Annotated in this window: 17 protein-coding genes; 11 read left to right on the plus strand and 6 right to left on the minus strand. The window is 58.7% G+C overall.

Features of this window, described 5'->3' with window-relative positions:
* Positions 1-70: 70 nt before the first annotated feature.
* Genes ISN74_RS11410 through ISN74_RS11420 form a run of 3 tightly spaced genes read right to left on the minus strand, consistent with a single transcriptional unit; the run spans position 71 to position 2,622 of the window.
* Positions 71-1,324 carry a phospholipase D-like domain-containing protein gene (locus ISN74_RS11410; protein ID WP_229679405.1) on the minus strand — a complete coding sequence of 418 codons (1,254 nt, stop codon included), beginning with the start codon at positions 1,322-1,324 and terminating at the stop codon, positions 71-73.
* A 23-nt stretch (positions 1,325-1,347) separates the two neighbouring features.
* Positions 1,348-1,839, minus strand: a complete 492-nt coding sequence (locus ISN74_RS11415) for a cupredoxin domain-containing protein (RefSeq protein WP_188801256.1) — start codon at positions 1,837-1,839, stop codon at positions 1,348-1,350.
* A gap of 36 nt (positions 1,840-1,875) precedes the next feature.
* Positions 1,876-2,622 (minus strand): ZIP family metal transporter, encoded by a 747-nt coding sequence (locus ISN74_RS11420; protein ID WP_188801254.1) that lies wholly within the window; start codon positions 2,620-2,622, stop codon positions 1,876-1,878.
* Between the two features lie 278 nt (positions 2,623-2,900).
* On the opposite strand from ISN74_RS11420, the gene ISN74_RS11425 reads away from it, so the two are divergent.
* The 6 genes from ISN74_RS11425 (at position 2,901) to bla (ending at position 10,136) form a co-directional block, all read left to right on the plus strand.
* Positions 2,901-3,284 (plus strand): DUF2946 family protein, encoded by a 384-nt coding sequence (locus tag ISN74_RS11425; protein WP_188801252.1) that lies wholly within the window; start codon positions 2,901-2,903, stop codon positions 3,282-3,284.
* A 169-nt stretch (positions 3,285-3,453) separates the two neighbouring features.
* Positions 3,454-5,763, plus strand: a complete 2,310-nt coding sequence (locus tag ISN74_RS11430; protein ID WP_188801250.1) for a TonB-dependent receptor — start codon at positions 3,454-3,456, stop codon at positions 5,761-5,763.
* A 116-nt stretch (positions 5,764-5,879) separates the two neighbouring features.
* Entirely contained in the window at positions 5,880-7,280 is a 1,401-nt protein-coding gene (locus tag ISN74_RS11435) for a PepSY-associated TM helix domain-containing protein (RefSeq protein ID WP_188801247.1), read from the plus strand.
* A 103-nt stretch (positions 7,281-7,383) separates the two neighbouring features.
* Complete coding sequence (locus ISN74_RS11440) at positions 7,384-7,956, plus strand: YbhB/YbcL family Raf kinase inhibitor-like protein (RefSeq protein ID WP_203546595.1); 573 nt, start codon at positions 7,384-7,386, stop codon at positions 7,954-7,956.
* Positions 7,957-8,151: 195 nt separating this feature from the next.
* Positions 8,152-8,991: an AraC family transcriptional regulator gene (locus ISN74_RS11445; protein ID WP_203546596.1), complete on the plus strand. Its 840-nt coding sequence runs from the start codon at positions 8,152-8,154 to the stop codon at positions 8,989-8,991.
* Positions 8,992-9,116: 125 nt separating this feature from the next.
* Positions 9,117-10,136, plus strand: a complete 1,020-nt coding sequence (bla, locus tag ISN74_RS11450) for a class A beta-lactamase (RefSeq protein ID WP_188801243.1) — start codon at positions 9,117-9,119, stop codon at positions 10,134-10,136.
* 53 nt (positions 10,137-10,189) lie between these two features.
* Here bla and ISN74_RS11455 read toward each other — a convergent pair whose 3' ends face one another.
* From ISN74_RS11455 to ISN74_RS11465, 3 genes are all read right to left on the minus strand, one after another.
* Entirely contained in the window at positions 10,190-10,741 is a 552-nt protein-coding gene (locus tag ISN74_RS11455) for a dihydrofolate reductase family protein (RefSeq protein ID WP_188801241.1), read from the minus strand.
* A 72-nt stretch (positions 10,742-10,813) separates the two neighbouring features.
* Entirely contained in the window at positions 10,814-11,227 is a 414-nt protein-coding gene (locus tag ISN74_RS11460) for a DUF302 domain-containing protein (RefSeq protein ID WP_203546597.1), read from the minus strand.
* Positions 11,228-11,367: 140 nt separating this feature from the next.
* The gene (locus ISN74_RS11465; protein ID WP_188801239.1) at positions 11,368-11,766 is read right to left on the minus strand and encodes a DUF2141 domain-containing protein; all 399 of its coding nucleotides are present in this window, start codon (positions 11,764-11,766) and stop codon (positions 11,368-11,370) included.
* 527 nt (positions 11,767-12,293) lie between these two features.
* On the opposite strand from ISN74_RS11465, the gene ISN74_RS11470 reads away from it, so the two are divergent.
* From ISN74_RS11470 to ISN74_RS11490, 5 genes are all read left to right on the plus strand, one after another.
* Positions 12,294-13,295: an alpha/beta hydrolase gene (locus ISN74_RS11470; protein ID WP_188801237.1), complete on the plus strand. Its 1,002-nt coding sequence runs from the start codon at positions 12,294-12,296 to the stop codon at positions 13,293-13,295.
* A 29-nt stretch (positions 13,296-13,324) separates the two neighbouring features.
* The gene (locus ISN74_RS11475; RefSeq protein WP_188801235.1) at positions 13,325-14,086 is read left to right on the plus strand and encodes an antibiotic biosynthesis monooxygenase family protein; all 762 of its coding nucleotides are present in this window, start codon (positions 13,325-13,327) and stop codon (positions 14,084-14,086) included.
* Between the two features lie 601 nt (positions 14,087-14,687).
* Complete coding sequence (locus tag ISN74_RS11480) at positions 14,688-18,572, plus strand: autotransporter outer membrane beta-barrel domain-containing protein (RefSeq protein WP_188801233.1); 3,885 nt, start codon at positions 14,688-14,690, stop codon at positions 18,570-18,572.
* Between the two features lie 97 nt (positions 18,573-18,669).
* A protein-coding gene (locus ISN74_RS11485) for an IS5 family transposase (RefSeq protein WP_188801399.1) occupies positions 18,670-19,430 on the plus strand; the annotation gives its coding sequence in 2 pieces (ribosomal slippage) (positions 18,670-18,985 and positions 18,985-19,430; 762 coding nt in all).
* 391 nt (positions 19,431-19,821) lie between these two features.
* Positions 19,822-24,300, plus strand: coding sequence for a YadA-like family protein (locus tag ISN74_RS11490; protein WP_188800773.1), 4,479 nt, complete (start codon positions 19,822-19,824; stop codon positions 24,298-24,300).
* The last annotated feature ends 65 nt before the right edge of the window (positions 24,301-24,365 follow it).

Here is a 24,365-nt window from a genome sequence, read left to right on the forward strand (position 1 = left end):
ACTTACCGGCCTATCGGGAACAGGGACCATGTCCGGGCACGCTAGACGTGCCCGGACATGTCTTTATGGGTCAGTGATTGCGTGCCGGCGGGTAATTCTTGCCAGGATCCAGCGTGGTCACATACGGACCGTTCCAGTCGCGGTCGAAGATATGCGTCAGCGTCTTCGCTGGCCCGCTGCCCTGCACGAACACGGATGCATCCACCGTGTTGTTGAAGTAACTCCACTCCCAGTTGCCTGTGCCGATATAGACGCTGCGGTCGTCGGCCACGGCGTACTTGGCATGCTCGACGCGAGCATAAGGAATGAATCCGCGCGAGGACAACGGCAACTGGCTGAACTTCACCGTGATGTTCGGCAATACCGCCAGACTCTTCAGGTACGCCTGCATCGGCTCGCGCAAGGCCCAATCAGCCACGATGATGCGCACCTGCACACCACGCGCGGCGGCGTCGCGCAAAGCCGTGTCGATCTCCGGCCACCAACCCTTCGGGCCATATTGGCGAATGGCCGACAAGGTCATCACCTGGATGCTCAGCGTGTGCTGGCTGGCGTCGATCATATGCACCAGTGCCGGTTGTTCCGCACTGACCCAATGCGGCATCAGCGACGGAGGGCTGAACGCTGGAAAAGCCACCAGCGGATCGGTACTGCCGCCGTCCAGTAACACAGGATCGGTGGCCGTCGCTGGCGCGAACGAAGGTGGTGACATCGCCTTCTCGGCTGCCTTCGGCAGATTCGGGTCACCTGCCAGTTGCCAGTCGAAATCGAAGGCCGCTTCGAATGTCTGTGCAAAGCGATCATTGGTGACACGCGCGCCAATCTCGTGAATCTGGCTCAACGCACGCCAGTCCCAGTTCTGGCTACCGACGAACACACTCTCGCCATCGATCACCATGTACTTGGCGTGCAGTACGCCGCCGGTCAATGTGTCCACAGGCAGCACCCGCACATCCATGCCTTTCACGCTGCGAAAACGGTTGACGCTGTCCTGGTTATCCTTGAGGAAGGTCTGGTCGACCAGCACACGAATCTTCACGCCGGCTTTTGCCCTCGCGACCAACGCATCAAGCACCGGCGACAGCGGCTCACCCGGTTGGTCTGCGATATAGAACGCAGCGATATCGATGCTTCGCTGCGCATGCTTGATCATGTCCAGCCACACATCCTGGGTACGTGGCACGCCAGGCTCGCCGTAGATCGTTGCCTCGGGCACGCTCTCAACAATCTGGAAATTAGATGCCGGTGCCGCGGCGCCAGCGTGAGCGGCCCATGTCATCACCATCAGCGCGCCGGCAATGCCGGGCCGTATTTTCTTCATCATCAAAACCCCTTCGAGCGACGCTTTTATTCGCTAATAGTCAGCTGGCCGACCATGCCTTCCTCATAATGGCCTGGCAAGTGACAGGCGTATTGCAGTTCGCCCGCACTCGTGAAGGTCCAGACCAGATTGCCCGTGGTGCCAGGCGCGATGGTGACACCATTAGGGTCATTCATCGGCATGCCAGGCATCGATGCCATTTCCCGCTCATGCTCAGCTTGTTCGGCGGCATCGCCAAGCACAAATTCGTGCGCGATCCGGTCACGATTGGTGATCTGGAAACGTACGGTTTCGCCACGTCGTACCGTCATGTTCGCCGGTATGAAACGCGATCCCTGCATGACAACGACAATCGTACGCGTCGCCTGCGACGGCTGAGCGCGATGGCCAAACCAAAAGCTCTCCATGCGCTCCTGCACGGCAGCCGCCATGCTTTCATAGGGAAGGTTTGCAAGTGCGCGCGAAGGCCATGCCATCAGCACAATCGCGGCAAGCAATGATGTCAACGCATAACGCATCGGATCCTCCATTATCGGTAAGGCATGCAGGCTGCTTCAGCGCCGGTGCTCCAACGCCGCGGCAAACCACATGAAAACCACACCGGCGGTAGCTCCCACCACGGGTGCAAAGCGATGCTGCCGGCCGAGCGTTGGCCACATGCCGGGTAGCAGATCTCCGCAAGCGAGATAAAGTGTGGTGCCTGCCGCCAGCGCCAAGCTGCTGCCAAGCAGCCACGGCCATTGCCCGGTAAGCGTGATCAGCAAGGCTCCCATCGGCACAGCAAGTGTGGTGCCGATCGACCACAGGAACGCGCGGCGCGGTGCATAGCCGCCAGCAACCAGCACGCCAGCGTTACTCATTTCGCGCGGCAATTCGTGCGCCATGATGGCCAACGCCACGACAAAACCAAGCGCATGATCGAGCGCAAACGCCGCGCCAATCACGATGCCATCGACGAAGTGATGCAGCGTGTCGCCGATGATGTCCATCCGCGCGAAGGTTGCGGTTGAAGATGATTTGCCTAGTGCCCGCACGGCACACTCGATCGCCACGAAAGCGAGCACACCTGCAACAACCCGTTCACCTGCCTGTTGCGCGGACATTCCTTGCGCTATCGCATCGGGCAACATGTGCAACATCGCTTCCCCGATCAGTAAACCGGCAGCTATGGCCTGCAGCCATGGCAAACACGCCCGCAGGTAACGCGGCGGCAGCCATACGACCAGCCTTGCCGACAACGACGCCATGGCCACCAGCATGCTGGCGAACATCACGCCGGAAAGATCGAGTCCTTGCCGCATAATCATCTCGATACTTGATTTAGCAATGTTATAACATTACATTTTTAGCGACGCCACCGCAAGCTGCCTCGCATGGATAACCGCCATCGCTATGCAAGAACGGGCACGGCACATGCCAACGTATGCACGACGCTTGCGCGTAAGCCAACTCACGCAATCCGTCGTCAAAGCACCACCCATGCACACGCCGTGACACGCTGTCGCATGACGTTTTCGTACTTTGATGTCATCATGTATGGACCCTGCTCCAGGGTTGTACGACTGCAAGGGATTCGAGCGTGTTGAAACGCGCGGCACAACAACGATTCGTCGCCTGGATGGCTCTGGCCGCCATGGCGCTGCTCGTGTTGATGCCAGTGCTCGCGCGCACCATGCCGGCCGATGCCCCGATGATGGGTATGACGGCAGACTGCGGCATGGACATGGGCCACGCAGGTCATGGCCATCCCGGCATGCCGGGGCACCCCGACGATCCCACTGCGCGCTGCGGATATTGCGTACTGCTTACGCACATGCCGGTGGTTGGCATGGGTGTCGCCGTGCTACTCGCACCGGCCAATCTGCCCGCGCTTTCGCCGCAAGCCATCCTGCCTCGCAACACCGCATCGACGCTGTTGCTGAGTGCTCGTCCCAGGGGACCACCGTTGGTGTTCAACGCCTGATCCGGCGCCTTTCTCAGGCGTCGTCATCCCTGTCAATGCATCCGGAAACCAGCGTGCTGGCGTCATGCCTGTACGCGTAACGTGTTGTCGGCAACGGTTGCGTTGACGCGCCCCCAGCTCTTTGCGCTGCTCACGGAATGGCAGCGCTGCCGATTGGAATCATCATTCAATGCGCACCATTTCCCGTACCAACGCCTTGGCTGCGTTGCCGTTGGCTGTTTTGGCGTCGTCCATCACCATGGCCCAAACCAGCCCGAGTACACCTGCGTCGTCTACGGCTCCCACCAACACGGCAAAAAAGCCCACGACACTGGAAGCAGTCAGCGTGACGGCCCAGGCCAATCAAACGCCCACTACAACGCCAGCTTTTCCCGCCACCCAAGTCACGGTGACTGCCGCGCAAATGGAAGACAGCGTGAACGCGGTGGATGTGGAGGACGCCGCCAAGTACATGCCGAGCGTCTTCATCCGCAAGCGCAATGAAGGCGATACGCAACCGGTGCTGGCGACACGCGACTGGGGCGTCAATTCCAGCGCGCGCACGCTGGTTTATGTCGACGATATTCCGATCTCCGCGCTGATCGCCAACAACAACACCATCGGAGCCCCGCGCTGGGGCATGGTGTCGCCGGATGAGATCGACCACATCGACATGCTGTATGGCCCCTATTCCGCGGCCTATTCCGGCAATGCCATGGGCGGCGTGATGCGCATCGTCACCCGCACGCCGGACAAACCCGAAGTCACTATCGAACAGACAGAAGCTTTGCAGACGTTCAACCTGTACGGCACCCGCGGCAACTACGCCACCAGCAAGACCGCCGTGACAGCCAGTGGACGGAACGGCAAGTTCTCCTGGTTCGTGGGTGCCAATTCGGCCAACAGTTTCAGCCAGCCGCTGACCTTCATTACCAGCGGCTCGACACCTGCCAACACCACCGGCACGATTCCGGCGCTTAACAAGGTTGGCCAAACAGCCAATGTCCTGGGCGCGGGGGGGGTGCTGCATACCCGTATGCTTAATCTCAACGGCAAGTTTGCCTATGACATCACGCCATGGCTGCAAGCGGCCTATTGGGTGGGTTATTGGAGCAACGACGGCCAATCGCGCACGCAGACGTATCTGACCAACGCCAGCGGCGCACCGACTTACGGCAAGGCAGCAGGCTTCGCCAGCAACACCTATGCGATCGTCGAACATCACCTGATGCAAGCGGCGTCGCTGAAGACCGATACCAAGGGCGACTTCGACGGTTCGCTGGTCGTCACTCACTACCACTTCATCAAGGATGACCAATGGTCACCGTACGGCGTGGGCGCAGGTACGGTTTTCACGCCAAATGGTTTGCTTGCCAGCTACGCCGGCACTAACTGGTCGACCGCCGATCTGCAAGGCATCTGGCGCCCTGATGGTTACGGCGGCGCGCATGAAATCTCCGCAGGTTTGCATGCCGACGAATACACGCTGGCCAATCCCACCTACAACACCAGCGTCTGGCAGGATCCGGACAGCGCGACCAGCCTGTATTCCGCCGGCAGCGGCAAAACCCGCACGAATGCCATCTGGCTGCAGGACGCCTGGCAATTTGCACCGGATTGGCTGGCGACAATCGGCGGTCGCTACGAACAGTGGAAGGCCAGCGATGGTTTTAACTTCAGTGGCAAGACAGCGATTTATCAACCTACCGAGAAAGCATCCGGCTTCTCGCCCAAGGCCACGCTACGCTGGGATATGGCGCCCACCTGGCGGCTCACGGGATCAGTAGCAAAATCCTTGCGCTTTCCCACCGTCGGCGAGCTCTATCAGCTGGTATCCACCGGTTCCACGTTTACCTCGCCCAATCCCAACCTTAAGCCGGAGCGCGACCTGAGCGGTGAGCTGGCGCTTGAGCATGCCATCGGTGATGGCTCGGTGCGTGTGTCGCTATTCGATGAGAACACCCGCAATGCGTTGATCTCACAAACCTCGACGCTGCCCAACTACCCGGTGCCGGTGACCTACACCATGAACGTGGGCGAGGTACGCAATCGTGGCATCGAGCTGGCAGCACAACAGAACAACGTGCTGATTAAGGGTCTGGAGCTTTCCGGCAGCGTCACCTTTGTCGACTCGACCACGCTTTCCGACCCGAGCTTTATCAGCGCCGCCGGCACCACCGCCGATGGCAAGCACGTGCCCTACGTGCCGCGCTGGCGAGCAACCGCCGTGGCCACATATCGCCCGACCGCAGCGTGGGCCTTTACGCTGGCCGGCCGCTACAGCGGCAAGCAGTACTCGACGCTGGACAACACCGACAACACACCGAATGTCTTTGGCGCTTTCGACAAGTTCCTGGTGTTCGATGCGCACGTGAACTACCAGATCAACGAACAGCTGTCGGCTTCGGTCGGTGTCGACAACCTCAATAACGAGAAGTACTTCCTGTATCACCCATTTCCGCAGCGTACGTATGTCGCCAGTCTGAAGTTTCGGTTGTAGTCGTCGTGATTTACCTCGAACACCCTTCTTGCCTCACGTCATCCCGGCTTTCGCCGGGATGACGTGAGGTGGAATGAAGTTCAGAGGAAAGACAACGTATCGCGAGTCACCAAGCCATGAATCAAAACCCCGCACCCTCAACACGCAAACAAAATGCCTACCGCCTGATCTGGCGCTGGCATTTCTACGCCGGCCTGTTCTGCCTGCCGTTTGTGCTGTGGCTGGCGACAACCGGCTTGATCTATCTGTTCAAGCCGCAGCTGGAACCGTTACTGGAACGGCGCTATGCGCACGTCAGCACCGCACCAGCCCAACCAGCTTCCGCACAAGTAGCTGCAGCTTTGCGCGCAGTGCCGGGCTCGGTGCTCAATGCGTATGTATTACCGGAATCGCCCGAAGCCGCCACACGCATTCTTGTCGGTCACGGCAGCGAACTGATTCGTGTATTCGTCAATCCAGCTACCTTGCAAGTACTGGGCGTGGTGCGCGAGAACGATCGTTTCATGAAGGTGATTTTCTACCTGCACGGCGAGTTGTTGCTGGGTAGCGGTGGCTCGATGGTGGTGGAACTGGCAGCGTCGTGGACCATCCTGATGCTGATCACCGGGCTATACCTATGGTGGCCGCGCAACGCACGCTTGGGTGGCACGCTGTATCCCAGGTTGCGTCAGGGGAAACGCATTTTCTGGCGTGACTTGCACGCTGTTATCGGCATGTGGATTTCGCTGTTCGCACTGTTCCTGCTGCTATCGGGATTGCCTTGGAGCAAATCCTGGGGCGGCATGCTGCACACGATCCGGCAAACCTATGCCGCAAATACGGCAACACAAGACTGGACGACGGGCAGTGCGTCGGAGCGTGCGCAGATCAAGGCGGAAAACACGCCTGCCTCGGGCGAACACGCCATGCATATGGCCATGGGCATGAACATGCCAGGTATGGATATGGGTGACACCCAAGGCGGCATGCTCGAGGATTATTCGCCCATAGACCGACTTGTTCCCATCGCCACCGCGCAACACCTCGCACCACCGGTGTTGATCGCGCCGCCCTCACAGCATGCACCGCACTGGACAGCACGCTCTGACGCGGATGATCGTCCCAGCCGCAGCACCCTGACCCTGGATGCAGCCACCGGCGCGATCCTGCAGCGCACCAGCTTCGCTCAAAAACCGTTGCTCGACCGCATCATCGGCTACGGCATCGCCATTCACGAAGGTGCACTGTTTCCGCCGATCAACCAGATCCTTGGCGTGTTCACGGCGCTGGGCCTCATGACGCTCTGCACCAGCGCCATCGTGATGTGGTGGCGGCGGCGTCCTATCAGCACTCTGGGCGCGCCGCCGGCGATGGCAACGGCGCGATATCCCTACGCATTGATCACCTTTCTGGTATGCCTGGGCGTCTTTTTGCCGCTGCTGGGCATGTCGATGTTACTGGTGTGGTTGATCGAATGGTTGTGCCTGCGCAGGATCGAACGCGCGCGCGTGTTTCTTGGCTTGTCTGCACAGGCGTGAGCATGCAGACAGCTGACCGCGTAAACGGGAACCCGCTCTCAGTGCTCTGAAACAGCCACGGCTTTGGCGCTAAGCTAGCGCTCAAAACAAGCCTGGGATCGCGATGATGAGAAAACGACAGGCAAGCGCCATCGCCGTGCCGATCGTGATGGCTGCCGTGCTGGGAACGGTTTCGGGGTGGGCTTCCGGCCAGCAAGGCACCACCCCAGCCGTGCTGCATGTTTCCAGCCTCAGCTTTGCGGATGGCCAGACCATGCCGCAGAAGTTGACCTGTGACGGAGCCGACCAGTCGCCGTCGCTGCAGTGGCTGACGCCGCCGGCCGGTACCCAAAGTTACGTGATCGTGATGCATGATCCGGATGCTCCCGTGGATTTCACCCACTGGCTCGCCTACAACATTCCCGGCATGACGTACGCGCTGCCCGAAGGCGCGTCCACACCTTCACAACGGCTTGATCATGCCGTGGAAGGTATCAACAGTTTCGGCCGCATCGGTTACGGTGGCCCGTGCCCGCCGACGGGCAAACCGCATCACTACGTATTCCGGGTGTATGCGCTGGACGTGAATCCCGGCCTGCCCGCCGGGCAAGGCACAGATCAGGTGATGGCTGCGATCAAGGGACATGTGCTGGCGGAAGGGGAAATCACCGGCATGTACGAACGAGGTGGCATGTAGGAGTGCATCTGGTTCCATCGCCCCGGAGACGCCGAATCAACTAAGACCTCTGGAATCGCAGCTCCTGCCATGCGTTCAACTCTCAGCAATTTCTGTCAGGCAAGCCTCTGCGCCAATGCGTAACCTCTCGCTCGCCAAGGAGATACACCATTGACTGCACGATCCGGCGACGCCTATCTCGCCCGCTTCCACAAGGTGCTCGACTATATCGACGTTCATCTGTCGGAAGACCTCAACCTCGACAGGCTCAGCGAGGTCGCCACGTTTTCGAAGCACCATTTCCTGCGGCAATTTTCCGAATTGTTCGGGATTGGCGTCTATCGATATATCCAGATGACCCGGCTGAAACGAGCCTCGCATCAGCTCGCGTTCCGCGGCGGTCAAACCATTACGGATATTGCGCTGGACAGCGGTTACGACAATCCCGAATCGTTTTCCCGTGCTTTCAAAAAAAGCATTGGGCAAACGCCGACCGAGTTCCGAAAGCAGCCGCAATGGGCACCTTGGCATGCCACCTACCAACCTCTTGCCGAGCTAAGGACCCTGCATATGCAAAACACTCCGGACACACACCCAGTCAAGCTGGTCGACGTTAAGGAAACACCGGTCGCCGTACTCGAACATCGCGGCGACCCGAGGCTTATCGGCGACTCGATCCGCCAGTTCATTGCCTGGCGCAAGCAGCAGCATCTTCCGCCGACTAAGAACGCTACGTTCAACATTCTCTACAACGATCCAGAGGAGATCGACCACGCTGATTATCGTTTCGACCTGTGCGTAGCGACGGAACAGGACATTGAAGATAATCACTACGGCATTGTTAGGAAAACCATACCCGCTGGCCGCTGCGCAGTATTGCGACACATCGGTTCCGACGAGACGTTGCGCCAGTCCGTGTCTTACCTCTATTCGGAATGGCTGCCGCAAAGCGGTGAGGAACCACGCGATTTTCCGCTTTATGTACAACGCGTGCGCTTCTTTCCCGATGTACCGGAGCACGAAGCGATCGTCGATATCTTTCTTCCGTTGAAGTAATTCGACAAGCATCGGGGCATAGTGCGCAGGCCTCCGCCCCGCCATCACCCGCTGCAAGTCCCAACTTTGCCACTTTTTTGTGCCACCTTCGCCCGGCGCTTCAACCGTCATCAAGGAACTGATCGATGAAATTCCCCTCGGGCCGCACCTCGGCGCTGGCAGCGACATTATTCGCTCTTACCTCAGCAGCGACACCTTCAGGCGCGAACGCTACCGATCTGCACGTAACCGCAGCATCTCAGACCAACTTGCAGACCCAGTTGGAGATGCTTGCGCGGCGGGCACGCCCCGGCACCCTGGGCATTGCCGTGCTCGATCTCGACAGCGGTAAAACGTGGCGCGTCAACGCTGATCAGTCTTACCCAATGATGAGTGTGTTCAAGCCAGCGGTAGCGGCTGCCTTGCTGGATCGGATTGAACGTGGACAGAACAACTTCGATCAGACGGTGACTCTGACGCGCGCGGATCTGGAAAACGGCATCATCCGCAAACAGTTTCAGGGTACGCAGATGACGTTCACGGTGCGGCAGCTGATGAGCTACATGGTGAGCCAGAGTGACAACACCTCCGTCGATGCCTTGCTCAAACTCATGGGCGGTCCTGCCGTGGTGGCGAGCTATCTGCATGCGCATGGTATTGACGATCTGCGCGTTGACCGGGGCGAAGCGGGCAACGCGCAATTGTTCGAAGCCCTGCGTCCTGGTGAAACCCTACCTGCCAACGAAACCGACGCGCAGCAGGACCAGCGCTACCTGCGTGGCTACCATATGTTTCTCGCCGATCCCGGCAATCGAAGCACACCGGATGGCGCCGTATTGTTTCTGCGCAAACTCTGGCAACGCCGGCTGCTTTCGTCAGCATCCACCCAGTACCTGCTCGACCTGATGTACGCACAGACCATGCCCAATCGCCTGATGTCCGGTCTGCCTGCGGGTGTAAAGCTGGCGGACAAGTGCGGCACATCCGAGACTTGGGATGGCCTCACCGCCGCCTACAACGACATCGGCATCATGACCTGGCCCGATGGGCATACGGTGATCGTGGCAGCCTTCCTTACCGCCTCGAATGCACCGGAGGATCAACGCCACGCTCTGTTCGTGGAGCTGGCAAAATCGATCTCGGCGGCGTTGCATCCGTCGCCATGATCCCTGCCCTTTCTCACGTGCTACGCCATCGCGCTGATAGCGCCGCGCTCGCCTTATGATTTCGGTACGTAGCGCAACACAGCACAGCCAGACTGATAGGTATGCGAGCCAATCAACGAGAGCTGCTGCATTGAAACACCCTGCTTGAACAGCGGATTGCCGCTACCGAGGATGACCGGCACGAGGCCGATGCGGTATTCATCGAAAAGATTTTCCTCGATCAGCGTCTCAGACAGATTGGCGCTTCCAAAGACATACAGATCTTTTTTCGCCTGCTGCTTGGCCTCACGCACGGTGTCGGCAATGTTCTCGCTGACCAGACCGGTATTGTTCCAGTCAGGCTTTCGGAGTGTCCGCGAAGCAACGAGTTTGGGCAGGTTGTTCATAAAGTCGGCCACTGTGCCTTCGGCGGTTTTCCAGTAGGCTGCCATGCCCTCATAGGTGATCCGACCGAACAGCAGTCCTTCGGCCGATTCAAGTTGTTCGATGGCGAAGCGTTCCAGATCATCGCCCCACACGTGCTGATGAAATTCCAGATCCCAAGACTTGGGACCTTCGAAATACCCATCTAGCGTGACCAGATTCCACATGATCAGCTTGCCCATGGCGTCACCTCGCAATGGCTCTGAATCTCATTTCAGCGACGAACGCTTGCGATCTACATCGACGTCTGCATATCACCCGTGAAGTGTCGCCGCAATCAGCCGCTCCGCTGGCGCGAGATTGGCGAGCAGCGCCTCCGGTAACGCATGTCGCTTTATGACGTAAGCACTAGTATTCATGACAACCTCCACGCTGCCGGATGATGGTTCAGTCACCCAAACTTTCAGCGGAAGATCGATGCCCGACGACAGGTTCGCAAGCATCACAGGCGTACCTGCCTTGGGATTGCCAAACAGAATCAACGTCGCCGGTGGCATCGACAGGCCAACCGCCAGTGCCTCCGCACGCTGATCGATGGTCGCAAAGACCTTGATGCCGTGATCCGCCAGCGCGGCGAGCAGCCGTTGCACAGTATCTGCAAAGGGATAGGGACTTTGCAGGACGACAAGTCCTGCAGATTCGTCAGTGCGAACCTGGGAAGACATCATATGCCGCATCCTCGTTGAACCACATGCATGGCAGATGCCCACCGTTCCAGCATGCACCGGAACGGCAGGCACCATTTTACGCGCCAATCATGCCTCGAAAGAGAACGCGGCGTACATCCTTGAAGTGGTCTGCGACCGACTTACACCCCGTTCTTGAGGTGAACCAGTACCGTCGTGTCCTTGTCCGTCACCTGGAAATTTGCCTGATCAAACGAAGGCTTACCCATCAGGGTGAGATTGTTGCTGAAGCCATACCCGCCCCGGGGCTTGCCGAACAAGCCGGTCTGCATCTTGCCGCTGCCATCGGTGTCCTGGAACACATCGATGCTGTAGACACCCGGTGTGACATCGTTGAACGTATACGTCACCGAGCCCGGCGCGGCCTTGACCGTGCCCGTCGCAAACGGCGGCGCCTTATCTTTCCACGATGCTTCAGAATTATTCAGATCGATATGGATAGTGCCATTGGTGCTACGCACACCGTCCACGGTGACGACAAGCGTGGAAGCTTGCGCAGATACGCACAACATACCCGCCATGACGCCTGCTACGACGACAGATTTTCGCAAAAACTTAGCAAGTTGGTTTTCCATATGCACTGACCTCTTATGTGTTGAAGTGGGGATAGCGCACATGTGATGCCACAACCCGAAAAAGGGTTGCATAGGCTGAAAGTCGGTTGCACTTCCTGCACAAGTATGGATTCGGCTTGAATCAAGCACATGGCGAAACACGCACAAAACATCTGTGCCGTCAGTCATGCATGCATATCTATGTCCTTCGGCATGGTGTGCCGTGCAAACAAGCGCCAAGGTGCAATTAAAAACTTTCGTCAAACTGACATCTAGCGATTTCGCTCGTGACATCAATGGCCGTGTTTGGGAATGACAGAAGAACGCTTTCTTCGCATCCTTACATTTAGCTCCGAGTCGGAAATCGGCGATTGACGTAGACGCAGATCCCTCGCCCTAGCACACGCGCCACTTCGACATTAAGCCCAAGGCCGAAGCAACCTCGGTTTGTGCAAACGTAAGCTGATACCGAACTTCCAAATCGGATCGATGGCATGTTGGTATGGCTGGCAATGACGCTCGCGGTTGTAACGAGCGCGAATAACCCTCCGATAGACACTGTTTACCTTGCCCTGCCGAATGCTCCTGGAGAGCACCTTGCACTGCATTGCGTACATCCATCGCAAGCCACCCAGGCGGCGGTGCTTTTCATCCACGGCGCGAGCTTTCCAACCCTGCTGGCATCGGGCTTCCAATTCAGTCCGGGAGACTCCTGGATTCACGATGCGGCAAAGCACGGCTACCTGTCGTGCGGACTGGACTTCCTAGGTTTCGGTGATTCCAGCCGCCCACCGGCAATGCTCCGTCCCGCTGAAGGCGCCGCGCCGGTCATCCGTGCAAAGGAAGCCGCTGATGAAATCGCCGCGGCCGTCGACTACCTGCGATCCAAGCAAGGCATGACAAGCATCCACGTGGTGGCGCATTCCTGGGGAACGATTCCTGCCGCAACGTTTGCAGCAAATCATCCTTACGAGTTGACTTCGCTTACCTTGTTCGGCCCGGTTGTTCCCGTCAAAACACCCGCTGACGATGACCCAACGCATATCGCATGGTGGAGCATCACGGCCCAGCAACGTCTTGAGCAGCTACGCTTCAAAGATATATTGCCGCGCAATCAATATTTACTCGAACCTGCCGTCGATCAGCGCTGGACGGCCACCTTCGCAGCGTCCGTTCCCCACGTACCCGGTGACAAAGACGACATGCTGCGTATTCCCTCAGGTCCGCTTGTTGATATCGACACCGTTTCCGCCGGCACCTATCCCTATAAAGCCAGTGATGTCTGGGTTCCGGTGTTCGTGGTCTATGGCAACTACGACAATGTGGTCAACGACGAAGGCGCCACGCGCTTCCTGGCCGGATTCACCCACAGCCCGCTGCGTTGGCGGTTGCGCATCGACGATGGCACCCATGTCATGCACCTGGAGAAGAATCGCCATTCGCTCTATGAAAGCGTAAATGCCTTTATTCACGCCGCCGAATCCACCGAGCGTTGAAGAAGGTCGATATCGCCATGAAAGATCGCATGTCTGTCCTCTTCGCACTCATCTTCCTCGCACTTACCAGTGCCTCGACCATCGCCATGAGCATGCCCGACTCGCCCTCACCTGCTTCCGTTTTCAATGCAAAGCGCTCGCTTTTCGCCGTCGTGTTCGAGGTCAAGCCCGATGAGGCACGTGGCGCGGACTATCTGCGCATTGCTAAAGGCTTGCGACCGGAGCTGACTCAAATGCCGGGCTTTCTGGAAAACGAGCGATTCCGCAGCCGATCTCGCCCAGGCTATCTGCTGTCCCTGTCACTGTGGGATGACGAAAAGGCATTGGTACGCTGGAGAACCGTGGAGAAACACCATCAGGCACAAGTGGAGGGTCGGCAAGGTGTACTTGACGACTACCACATACGCGTCGGCGAAGTGACGCGGGTTGCCGGGCGTTATACCGATCAGCCGGTAGGCTGGATGCGTCAGGACCAAACACAGGTTGGACAAGCCGCTGCCCTCACTATCATCGATGGCGTTGTACCGCCCAGCTCAAGCCTTTGGAAATTCGCCGGCAGCATTGCGCCCGGCCACGGTGATGTCGTCAGTGAAGATATTTTCGACCATCTCACCACACCTGGGCGCATGGCCATGCTTGTCGGTTGGCGTACTCAGCAAGAAGCGAACGCGTTTGCAGAGGACGCTATCCGCCACAACGATGTACACGCGCAAATCTACGCCATAAGGGTGATTCGGGATTACGGACTGAAGGATCGGCGTGAAGCACCGCAATTCTATCCCGCTCAATAACGGCGCATAACGACTGCATTGTCGCGAATGCCTGACGCCTGGTTTAAGCGGCACCGGCGGCATCCGCCCTAGGCGGGCAGCAAGATCAATACGCAAAGTCTGCTTGCGCCTGCGAAGTCCAAAAGGCCGAACTAACTCATATATGGACTCACGTGTCCGGCGATACATCTTGCTCCATCGGAAGCAGCACCCTCGCGACATCGGGCCTGCTGGCGTCCCTCCTCTTTGTGAACGACTTGGCTAAAGGGTCTGATTTGCCATGAAGGCACGATCAGTATCCGCTCAGGCAAAGATCGCAAGGATCACGCTGAACAGCACACCATCGCGCAGGCGTAACGACCCAACCACCATGCTTTTTTAGTCCCTGTCCTACATTCGTTTGTCTACATATTTTTTAGTATTCATTCCAAGTCCTTCGTCACACCAAGACGCATGAGTTCACGACGCTGATCCATGTCGTGACGCCGTAGCGAATGCATCAATCATCTAATTCCAACGACCTCCATACCAGGTCGAAGGATTTCTGCGCGCTAAACATTCGTCAGCTCAGACATGACGCGGATGACCCGGATCAACCAGATCATCTACGGAGTAATGCCAAATGAACGCTGTCTATCGAGTTGTATGGAACGCCGCCATCGGTCGTTGGGTAGCCGCCCCGGAGCTGGCTAAAAGTCGCACGAACGGCGGTGGGCGCCGCAATGCGAAAGTGCCGATGCGGCCTCGACCTGCACTCACTCCGCTGGCAGCCAGCTTGCTGCTAGGCGCAGTCACGATATCACCGGCGCATGCCGATTCGATTCAATTCCCAACCGGTTCCACCGTCGACATCGGCAGTGAAACAAGAACCATTGATACTTTGACCGTGAGCAATGGCGCTACTGGCATCATCACAGGGTTGGACGGCACACTGATCTATAACGGTGGCAATTTCCGCATTGGCGGTACGGCCAGCAATACCGTACAGAACCTGGACATGAGTGGTCTGACGAACTTCGTGTTCGATAGCCCCACCGCCGTTTTCAGTGCGAGCGGCCGAGCCACGGGTGGTCCAGCCAATACGACCGGCGTCAGCAACACAACGCTCAACCTGGCCTCGGGCACCAACACCATCACCGCCAGCTCGTTTGGTGTTGCGGATACTGCACGTAGCGTCTCGGGGCCGGCGACCAACCAGGGCACGGTTGGGCTTGGTCAGACCAACACCATCAATGCCGATCAAATCACCATTGGCGTCAACCAAACCGTCGGCATGCTTAATTTCCAGGACGGCATTGCCGGCGGTACGGTGAAGATCCGTGGCACCGATGGTGTTAGCGCCGTTAGCAACTGGAATATCGCGGTTGGTTCGAACAGCAACTACAGCGGCAGCGTAGGCACAGCAGACTTCAGCGCGGGTACGCTCGACGCAAAGGTCGATGCGCTGACCATTGCGACCTCGCTCTACGGCAGTCAATCGGCAACCGGCACATTCACCATGGGTGCGGGTGTGTTGGATGCGAACACGATCTTGCTGGGACAGAATGCGCGAACCTCCGGTGCTGGCGGCACGACAGCCAATTTGAACATTGGCGCGGGTGGCACCGTATTGGCAAATACGGTCACGATGGGCGATCGCACCGGAACCACCGGCACATTGGCGTCTTACGTCAACCTCGACGGTGGCGCTCTACGTGCGGGTTCCATTTCTACGGGTGCAGGAAGTGCCACCCGATCCATCAATTTCAATGATGGTGTTCTCGGCAATTACGCCGACGGCCAAGACATGACGGTGAATGTGCCTATCGCACTCGCCGCCACGGGTACACACACCTTCCAGGTCGATGGCGCCAATGCGCTGATGACCGTCAGCGGCCTGGTTAGCAACCTCGGAAGCAACGCCAATGGCACCTTGAACAAGGCGGGCAACGGCACGCTGACGCTGACGGGCAACAACACCTACAGCGGCGGCACCACAGTCAACGGAGGCCTCATCCTCTTTCAGACTGGCGCCAATCTGGGCACTGGCAACATCACGCTCGATGGCGGTGGTTTGCAGTGGGCCTCAGGCAACGCGCTGGATATCTCCTCGCGCCTCAACGCGCTGGGCAGCAACGGTGCGGTGCTCGATACCAACGGCAACAACATCACGCTGGCCAGCGTGATGACCGGCGACGGCGGACAGTTGATCAAGCAAGGCGCAGGCACGCTGACCCTTACCGGCAACAACACCTACAGTGGCGTCACGCAGATCAACGCGGGCGATGTCGTCATAGGTAACGGCGGCACATCAGGCGGCATCAGCGGCGACATCATCAACAACACGCAGCTGACGATCAACCGCTCCGACACCGCGACCTTGCCGGGTACGATTTCCGGTGCAGGCACGCTGGTACAGGCTGGTGCGGGCACCACGATCCTGACCGGCGACAACACTTACACCGGCAATACGCTGGTCAATGCCGGCGGTTTGCAACTCGGCAACGGGGGCACCAGTGGCAGCATTGCAAGCAATGTGTCACTGGCCGCGGATACCACGCTGGCTGTCGATCGTTCGGACAGCTCGCTGTTGCCGGGCATCGTGTCTGGTGCAGGCTCTTTCGAGCAGATCGGTACCGGCACCACCGTGCTGGCCGGTGACAACACCTATACCGGCGGCACCACCATCAGCAGCGGCAGTCTGCGATTGGGCAACGGCGGCACCAGCGGCAGCGTCGTGGGCGATATCGTCAATAACGGCACGCTGGAATTCAACCGCGCCGATGACTTCAGCGTTGCGAATGCGATCAGCGGTAGCGGCGGACTGACCCAGCTGGGCTCAGGCACGCTAAGCCTCGAAGGCGATCAGACTTACACCGGCACGACGCTGGTGCAGAACGGCACGCTGTCGATCGGCGGCTCGATCCAGTCCGATACCACCGTGGCATCGGGCGCGACACTGTCGGGCATCGGCACCATTCATGGCAACGTGGTGAATGCGGGCATCCTGTCCCCCGGCAGTGCTGTCGCTGGCAATACCGGCTACGGCACGCTGACTATCCATGGCGACTATGTCGGCAATAACGGCGTGCTCGCACTCAACACGTTCCTCGGCGATGACAATTCTCCGTCGAGCAAGCTGGTGATCGACGGTGGCAACGCCAGCGGCCAGACCAACGTGATCGTGCACAACACCAGTACGACGCAAGGCAACACATCCAGCGACGGCATCTTGGTGATCGCTGCCGTCAATGGCGGTACCACCGATACCGGCGCATTCGCTCTCGGCAACTACACACGCGACGGCGCGCTCAACTATCGCCTGTTCCGCGGAGACCTGGCTGGGACGAATCCGGACAACTGGTACCTGCGTAACCAATTCGTCGTGCCACCGGATCCGGGCACCATTACCCAACCTGGCGATCCGGGCACACCCATCCAACCGGTTGATCCGGTTGATCCGGGTGGCGATGCCCTACCCGCCCTGCCGATCGATCCGCAGAAGCCGCTGTTGCCAGGTTCGTATCCGATCATCGGACCGGAACTGGCCACCTATGGCGTGGTGCAGCCCATCGCACGCGAGCTCGGCATGTTGACGCTCGGCACCATGCATCAGCGCGCCGGCGATGACGCCTCGACGCTGCCGACCTCAGCCGGCATCGACGCTCAGCCATCAGTGTGGACGCGCGCGTTCGCCAGCAATATCGACAATACGTACCGCGCGTTTGCCGCACCGCGTGCTCGCGGCAACTTGACAGGTTTTCAGGTCGGTGCAGATCTGTGGCGAGGCGATTCGTTCAACGGCCACAGCGACCGTTTCGGCGGCTATCTGGCGCACAGCAATACAGACGTGCGAGTCGATGGCGCCGTGACCAATCAGGAAGCCACCGGCTACGTCACGCAACGTACCGGCTCGGTCAACCTGCAAGCCAATTCGGCTGGCGTGTACTGGACACATTACGGTCCGCAAGGCTGGTACCTCGATGGCGTATTGCAAGCGACGACCTATGGCGGCTCCGCCAGCACGGACACGGCGCGCCTGAACACGCGCGGTGTGGGTTACATGGGTTCGCTGGAGTTCGGCTATCCCTTCGCCATGCCGCAGCTCGGTTCGAACTTCGTACTTGAACCGCAGGCGCAAGTGGGGTGGCAGAAGGTGCGCTTCAGCGACGGACAAGATGCGGAAGGCTCCGTTGCATTGGGCTCGACCAATGGAACCACCGGCCGCGTCGGTGTGCGTGGCAAGTGGCAGATCGACACGAAGGGTGGCGCTCGACTGGAGCCGTTTGTGGCGGTCGACTACTTGCACGATTGGGGCGGAAGTGCCACGACGGTTTACTCAGGCACAGACCACGTTCCGCTGCTTTCGGCAGCCAGCCGCGTACAAGCTTCCGGCGGATTGACCGCACGTCTGACCTCAAACCTCAGCGTCAATGCGTCGGTGGGCTACCAGGTCGGCGTCGGCGCGACGGAGTACGCCAAGCGCGACAGTCTCACTGCCAACGCTGGCTTACGCTTTACGTGGTAAGCGCGAGCGACAACAAGGCACATCACTGCGCATCATTTGATGCGCAGTGATACTAGGGCGTGTTAACACTATAGGCGTCTGATCTTATACTTAGGCGATGGAAATCACGGAAGAACAATTTCAACGGATCGAACACTGCTTGCCGCAACAACGCGGCAACGTCAGCATGACGAACCTGCAGGTGTTGAACGCGATCCTTTATGTTGCCGAGCATGGCTGCAAGTGGCGTGGCTTGCCAAAGCGTTTTGGCAATTGGCACACGATCTATACGCGGATGAATCGCTGGTCTAAGCACGGCGTGCTTGATCGCGTGTTCCAAGAGCTGCAACGTGAGCAGATCGTTCGCATCAAAATCGAAGCGGTCTCACTGGATAGCACCGTGGTCAAGGTTCATCCTGACGGTACCGGAGCGTTAAAAAAAACGGCCCCCAAGCCATCGGGAAATCGCGCGGCGGCTGGACTACCAAGATTCATATGGTTGCCGCGGATGCTCGAACAGCCCTGACATTTGCGCTATCTCCTGGGGAGGCGGGTGACGCACCGATGGGACGTGCTCTGCTGCAAAGTCTGGGATCGATTGACGAGCCGCTGCATGTATTGATGGACAAAGCTTACGAAGGTGATGAGACGCGCCAACTGGCACTCGACCTTGGCTTTATTCCCGTGGTTCCGCCTAAAAGCAATCGGCTCGAACCATGGGCGTATGATCGAGAAATGTACAAGCGCCGCAACGAAGTGGAGCGGCTATTCCGGCGCTTGAAAGGCTTTCGCCGCGTCTTTTCCCGATTCGATAAGCTGGACATCGTGTTTCTCGGCTTCGTCCATTTCGCGCTCATCATCGATGGACTCAGGTGGTAGTGTTAACACGCCCTAAGACAGTTTCGAATCTCATAGTTTTGCGCTTGGAGAAAATCGCATGGAAATTGATTTCTCGATCGGAAACATTCCCGCAAAACTACGCCGCGGCTGATCGCATGCGGATGCCGTTTGCATCCAGATGCACGGCAAGTGCTCGAATTGACCTTCCAAGCCAAAATTTTCAGGCTGGTACTAATAAAGATTAAGTCTGATCCGATGGGTTCGTCCCAAGCGTCTTTCTAGCATTCCTGATGAGACCTCGCGAGATAACGGCGAGGACGTCGCACTTCAAGGAATAACCAAACATCGAATGGATGTCGTTGCGCGATCGCAAGACCACGCAACGAAAAGTGCGTCCGAATCTTTGACTGACTCACCAGGAAACCAGTATATGAACACCATCTATCGCATTGTCTGGAACGCCGCCACTGGAAAGTGGGTAGTGGCATCCGAACTGGCCAAGGGCCGTAAAAAGAAATCCACTCGTACATTCATCGCTCAGGCGATCACATCGATCGTGCTTGCATCAGGCGCGGCTTCGGCCATGGCGCAACAGACTTGTATGTTGCCCGATGGCACGAACGGTACGACCAACGATCAAGGCATCTGTGCAGCCGACTTTGCCATCGGTGGCGGCACCGCAACAGGTACCGACGTCAGTGCTGCGACGGCCGTTGGACACCAATCCACGGCCAATGGCGCTGGTGCTGTCGCAGTAGGCGATACGGCCAATAGCCAAGGTACCGGTGCGGTCGCGATAGGTGGCAATACAAACGCTCTGGCCGATTACTCGATCGCCATCGGTGGCGCATCGACCCAAGGCAACGCCGCAATGGCTTCCGGTTTGAGGTCCATCTCGATGGGCGTACTTAGCCAGGCAAGTGGCGATTACTCCATGGCCCAGGGCAGCAACGCCACGGCGTCAGGCACGTATTCCATCGCCCTGGGCGGTGCTTCCACGGCAGGCAATGGCGCGCAGGCCACCGGTGAAAACTCCGTGGCCATGGGTGTGGCGAGCAAAGCCAGCACCACCAATTCGATGGCATTGGGTCCGTATTCAACCGCGTCTGGCAGTACTTCTACGGCACTTGGCTACAACACCAAAGCGACCGGAGCAAATTCCGTTGCATTGGGCGCGGGCTCGGTGTCGGAACGCAGCGGCACGGTTTCCGTTGGCAGCGATGTCGCCGGTTCATCCTTCACACGACAAATTGTGAATGTCGGCGCAGGTACGCAAGCTAACGACGCGGTGAACGTAAGCCAGCTGGCACCCGTGGTGGCCGGTTTGGGTGGCGGCGCGTCGATCAACTCGACCACGGGTGCTGTCACGGGTCCGACCTATAACGTGCAGGGCCATGCGCAGACTACCGTCGGTGATGCACTCAGCGCACTCGATGGCAACTTGACCACGGCGCAGAGCAGCATCACCAACTTGCAAAACAACACGAGTGCCGCTTCGCGTTATTTCAAGGCCAATGGCTTAAACGACGGTACTGACGATGCCAGCGCTGCAGGCACCGGATCGATCGCGATAGGACCCAGCGCATTGGCGCAAGGAGCAGATGGCAACGTGGCCATTGGTAATCAAGCAGTAACCGGGGCTGCTGCAACCGACGCTGTTGCTTTCGGTAGTGGTGCGCATGCCTCGGCCGCGTCGACCACAGCCATCGGCGCCGGTGCGTTGGCACAAGGCAACAACTCGACAGCGGTAGGCCAAGGTGCGGTGGCGAATCTGTCGGGTACCGTAGCCTTAGGCCAAGGAGCTATAGCGTCTTTGGCGAATAGTGCGGCTCTGGGTCAGAACGCTCAAACCTACGGCACCAACTCCGTTGCCTTGGGTACCAATAGCGTGGCCGACCGCGCCAATACCGTTTCGGTGGGTTCGAGCACCGCACAACGTCAGATCGAGTACTTGGCTGCTGGTACGCAGGTCACCGACGCGGTGAACGTCTCGCAGCTCAATGGCGTGGCTTCCTCGCTGGGCGGTGGCACGGGCGTTGCGGCCGACGGCTCTATCACGTCGCCGACCTACACCGTGCAGAACGGTACGCAGAAAACGGTTGGCGATGCGCTCGACGCACTGGATGGCGGTTTGACGACGGCCCAGGGCGACATCACCCATCTGCAAGGTCAGATGGCTGATGCCGTTACGTATGACGACAACACACATGGCAGCGTAACCCTGGGTGGCACTTCAGCAACTTCGCCGGTGACCCTGCACAACGTGGCACCGGGTGAGGTTTCCTCCACCAGCACTGATGCAGTGAACGGTTCGCAGCTCAATGCGACCAACCAGCAAGTGGCACAAAACACCAGCAATATCGGTTCGATCAACACCAGCGTCACCAACCTCAATGGTCGTGTGACCACCAATGAAAATGACATCACCAATCTGCAGACCGGTCAGGCCGACGCGGTGATGTACGACGACAGCACGCACGGTAGCGTGACGCTCGGCGGCACTTCAGCGACTGCGCCGATCGCGTTACACAACGTAGCCGAAGGTGAATTGTCCTCGACCAGCACCGATGCTGTGAACGGTTCGCAGCTATATGCAACGAACCAGCAAGTTGGCCAGAACACCACCGACATCACCAACCTTCAGAACAACTTTGATAACGGCACGATTGGTTTGGTCCAGCAGGATCCCGCCACGGGCAACGTCACGGTAGCTGCGGGCAAGACCGGTACTCTTGTCGACTTCACTGGCACCGAGGGCGCGCGTCAGCTAACGGGAGTAGCTGCGGGCAACGTATCTGCGACCAGCACAGATGCTGTAAATGGTTCGCAACTGTACGCCACTAACCAGGAGGTTGAGCAGAACGCCGGTGACATCTCCAACCTCGATGGTCGTGTCACCACCAACGAAGGAAACATCACCCATCTGCAAGGGCAGATGGCCGATGCCGTCATGTACGACGACAACACGCATGGCAGCGTGACGTTGGGCGGTGCCTCGGCGACCGCACCGGTGGCGCTGCACAACGTTGCAGCGGGTGAATTGTCGGCAACCAGCAGGGACGCCGTGAACGGTTCGCAGCTGTATGCGACCAACCAGCAGGTCAGCCAGAACACCACTGACATCACCAATCTGCAGAACAACTTTGACGACGGCACGACTGGTCTCGTCCAGCAGGCTGCTACGGGTGCCAATCTGACCGTGGGCAAGAATACCGACGGCGCAGCCGTGGACTTCGCCGACAAGGACGGCAACACCCGCACGCTGAGCAACGTCAGTGCCGGCACCGCCGACACCGATGCGGTGAACGTATCGCAGCTCAAGTCAACAGGCCTAGTCGACGCCAATGGCAACACCATCGCCGCGGTGACCTACGATCAAAACACCGATGGCACGTCGAACTACGGCAGCGTGACGCTGGGTGCCAGCAATGCCAGTGGTCCGGTGGCGCTGCATAACGTGGCAGCCGGTACGGAAGACACCGACGCAGTGAACATGTCGCAGCTCAATGCGACCAACGCGCAGGTGGCGAACAACACCACCAATATCACCAATCTTGATGGCCGCGTGACAACCAACGAAACCAACATCAGCAATCTGCAACAGCAGATTGGCGCAGGTTCAGTGGGTCTCGTGCAGCAGGATGCGACTAGCCGCAACATCACGGTGGCCGCAGACACTGACGGTACGACGGTTGACTTCGCCGACAAGGACGGCAAAACCCGTACGCTGAGCAACGTCAGTGCCGGCACTGCCGACACCGATGCGGTGAACGTGTCGCAGCTGAAGTCGACGGGCCTGATCGATGCCAATGGCAACACCATGGCCGCGGTGACCTACGACCAGAACGCCGACGGTACGCCGAACTACAACAGCGCGACAATGGGCGGTGGCAAGTCCGATGGCCCCGTGACGATTCACAACGTTGCTGCGGGCACCGAAGATACCGATGCCGTAAACGTTAGCCAGCTGAAGTCAGCCGGACTGGTCGATAACAATGGCAACACGATGGACGCCGTGGTTTATGATCCGGGTTCCAACCGTGGTCAGGTGACGCTGGGTGGTGTCGGTGCAGCAGCACCGGTAGTGCTCACCAACGTAGCCGATGGCGTGAACCAGTACGACGCGGTGAACTTCGGCCAGTTGTCGGGTGTGCAATCTGATCTTCAGTCGCAGATCAACAACATGGGTGGTCAGGTAACCAACATCGATGGCCGTGTTACGAACATCGAGGGCGCCAATTCCACGCCTGTTAGTGGTTCATCCGGATCTATTTCGGATGACGGTAGCAATCTCGCCGTGGGCTCTGGCTCGAATGCTTCCGGTGGTGGCAGCTCGGCGGTGGGCAATAATTCGACTGCGACGGGCAGCAACAGCACTGCGGTAGGCAACAACGCTTCGGTGACTGCTTCCAACGGCACGGCTGTAGGTCAAGGTGCAACCGTTCAATCGGGTGCGACGAACTCAGTGGCGCTGGGCGCAGGCTCGGTGGCGACGACCGCGAACACAGTATCCGTGGGCTCTGCAGGTAACGAACGCACTATCAGCAATGTAGCAGCTGGTGTGAATGCCACCGACGCAGCGAACGTGGGACAGGTGCAGGCGGCACAGAACTGGGCCCAGAGCTATACAGACCAGAAGGTTGGCCAGCTGAACAGCCGTATCACATCTGTTGGCCAGCATGCGGATGCAGGTACCGCCGCAGCGATCGCCATGACCAATATCCCGCAGGCGTATCAGCCCAACCAGAGTTCGCTCGGTGCAGGTGTCGGCGCGTTCAGGGGCCAGGCCGCCGTCGCGGTGGGTATGTCGACCATAACGCCGAATGGCCGCTGGGTGCTCAAGGGCAGCATCACCGGCAACTCGCAGGGCGACATCGGCGTGGGCATGGGTGCTTCGATGGTGTGGTAAACAAAAACAATGTGTGCGTGTGACGAAGGTTTGCTTCCTGGTGAGCCTTCGTCACTCCTCTCGGG

This window comes from Dyella caseinilytica, from assembly GCF_016865235.1.
Taxonomy (GTDB): Bacteria; Pseudomonadota; Gammaproteobacteria; order Xanthomonadales; family Rhodanobacteraceae; genus Dyella_B; species Dyella_B caseinilytica.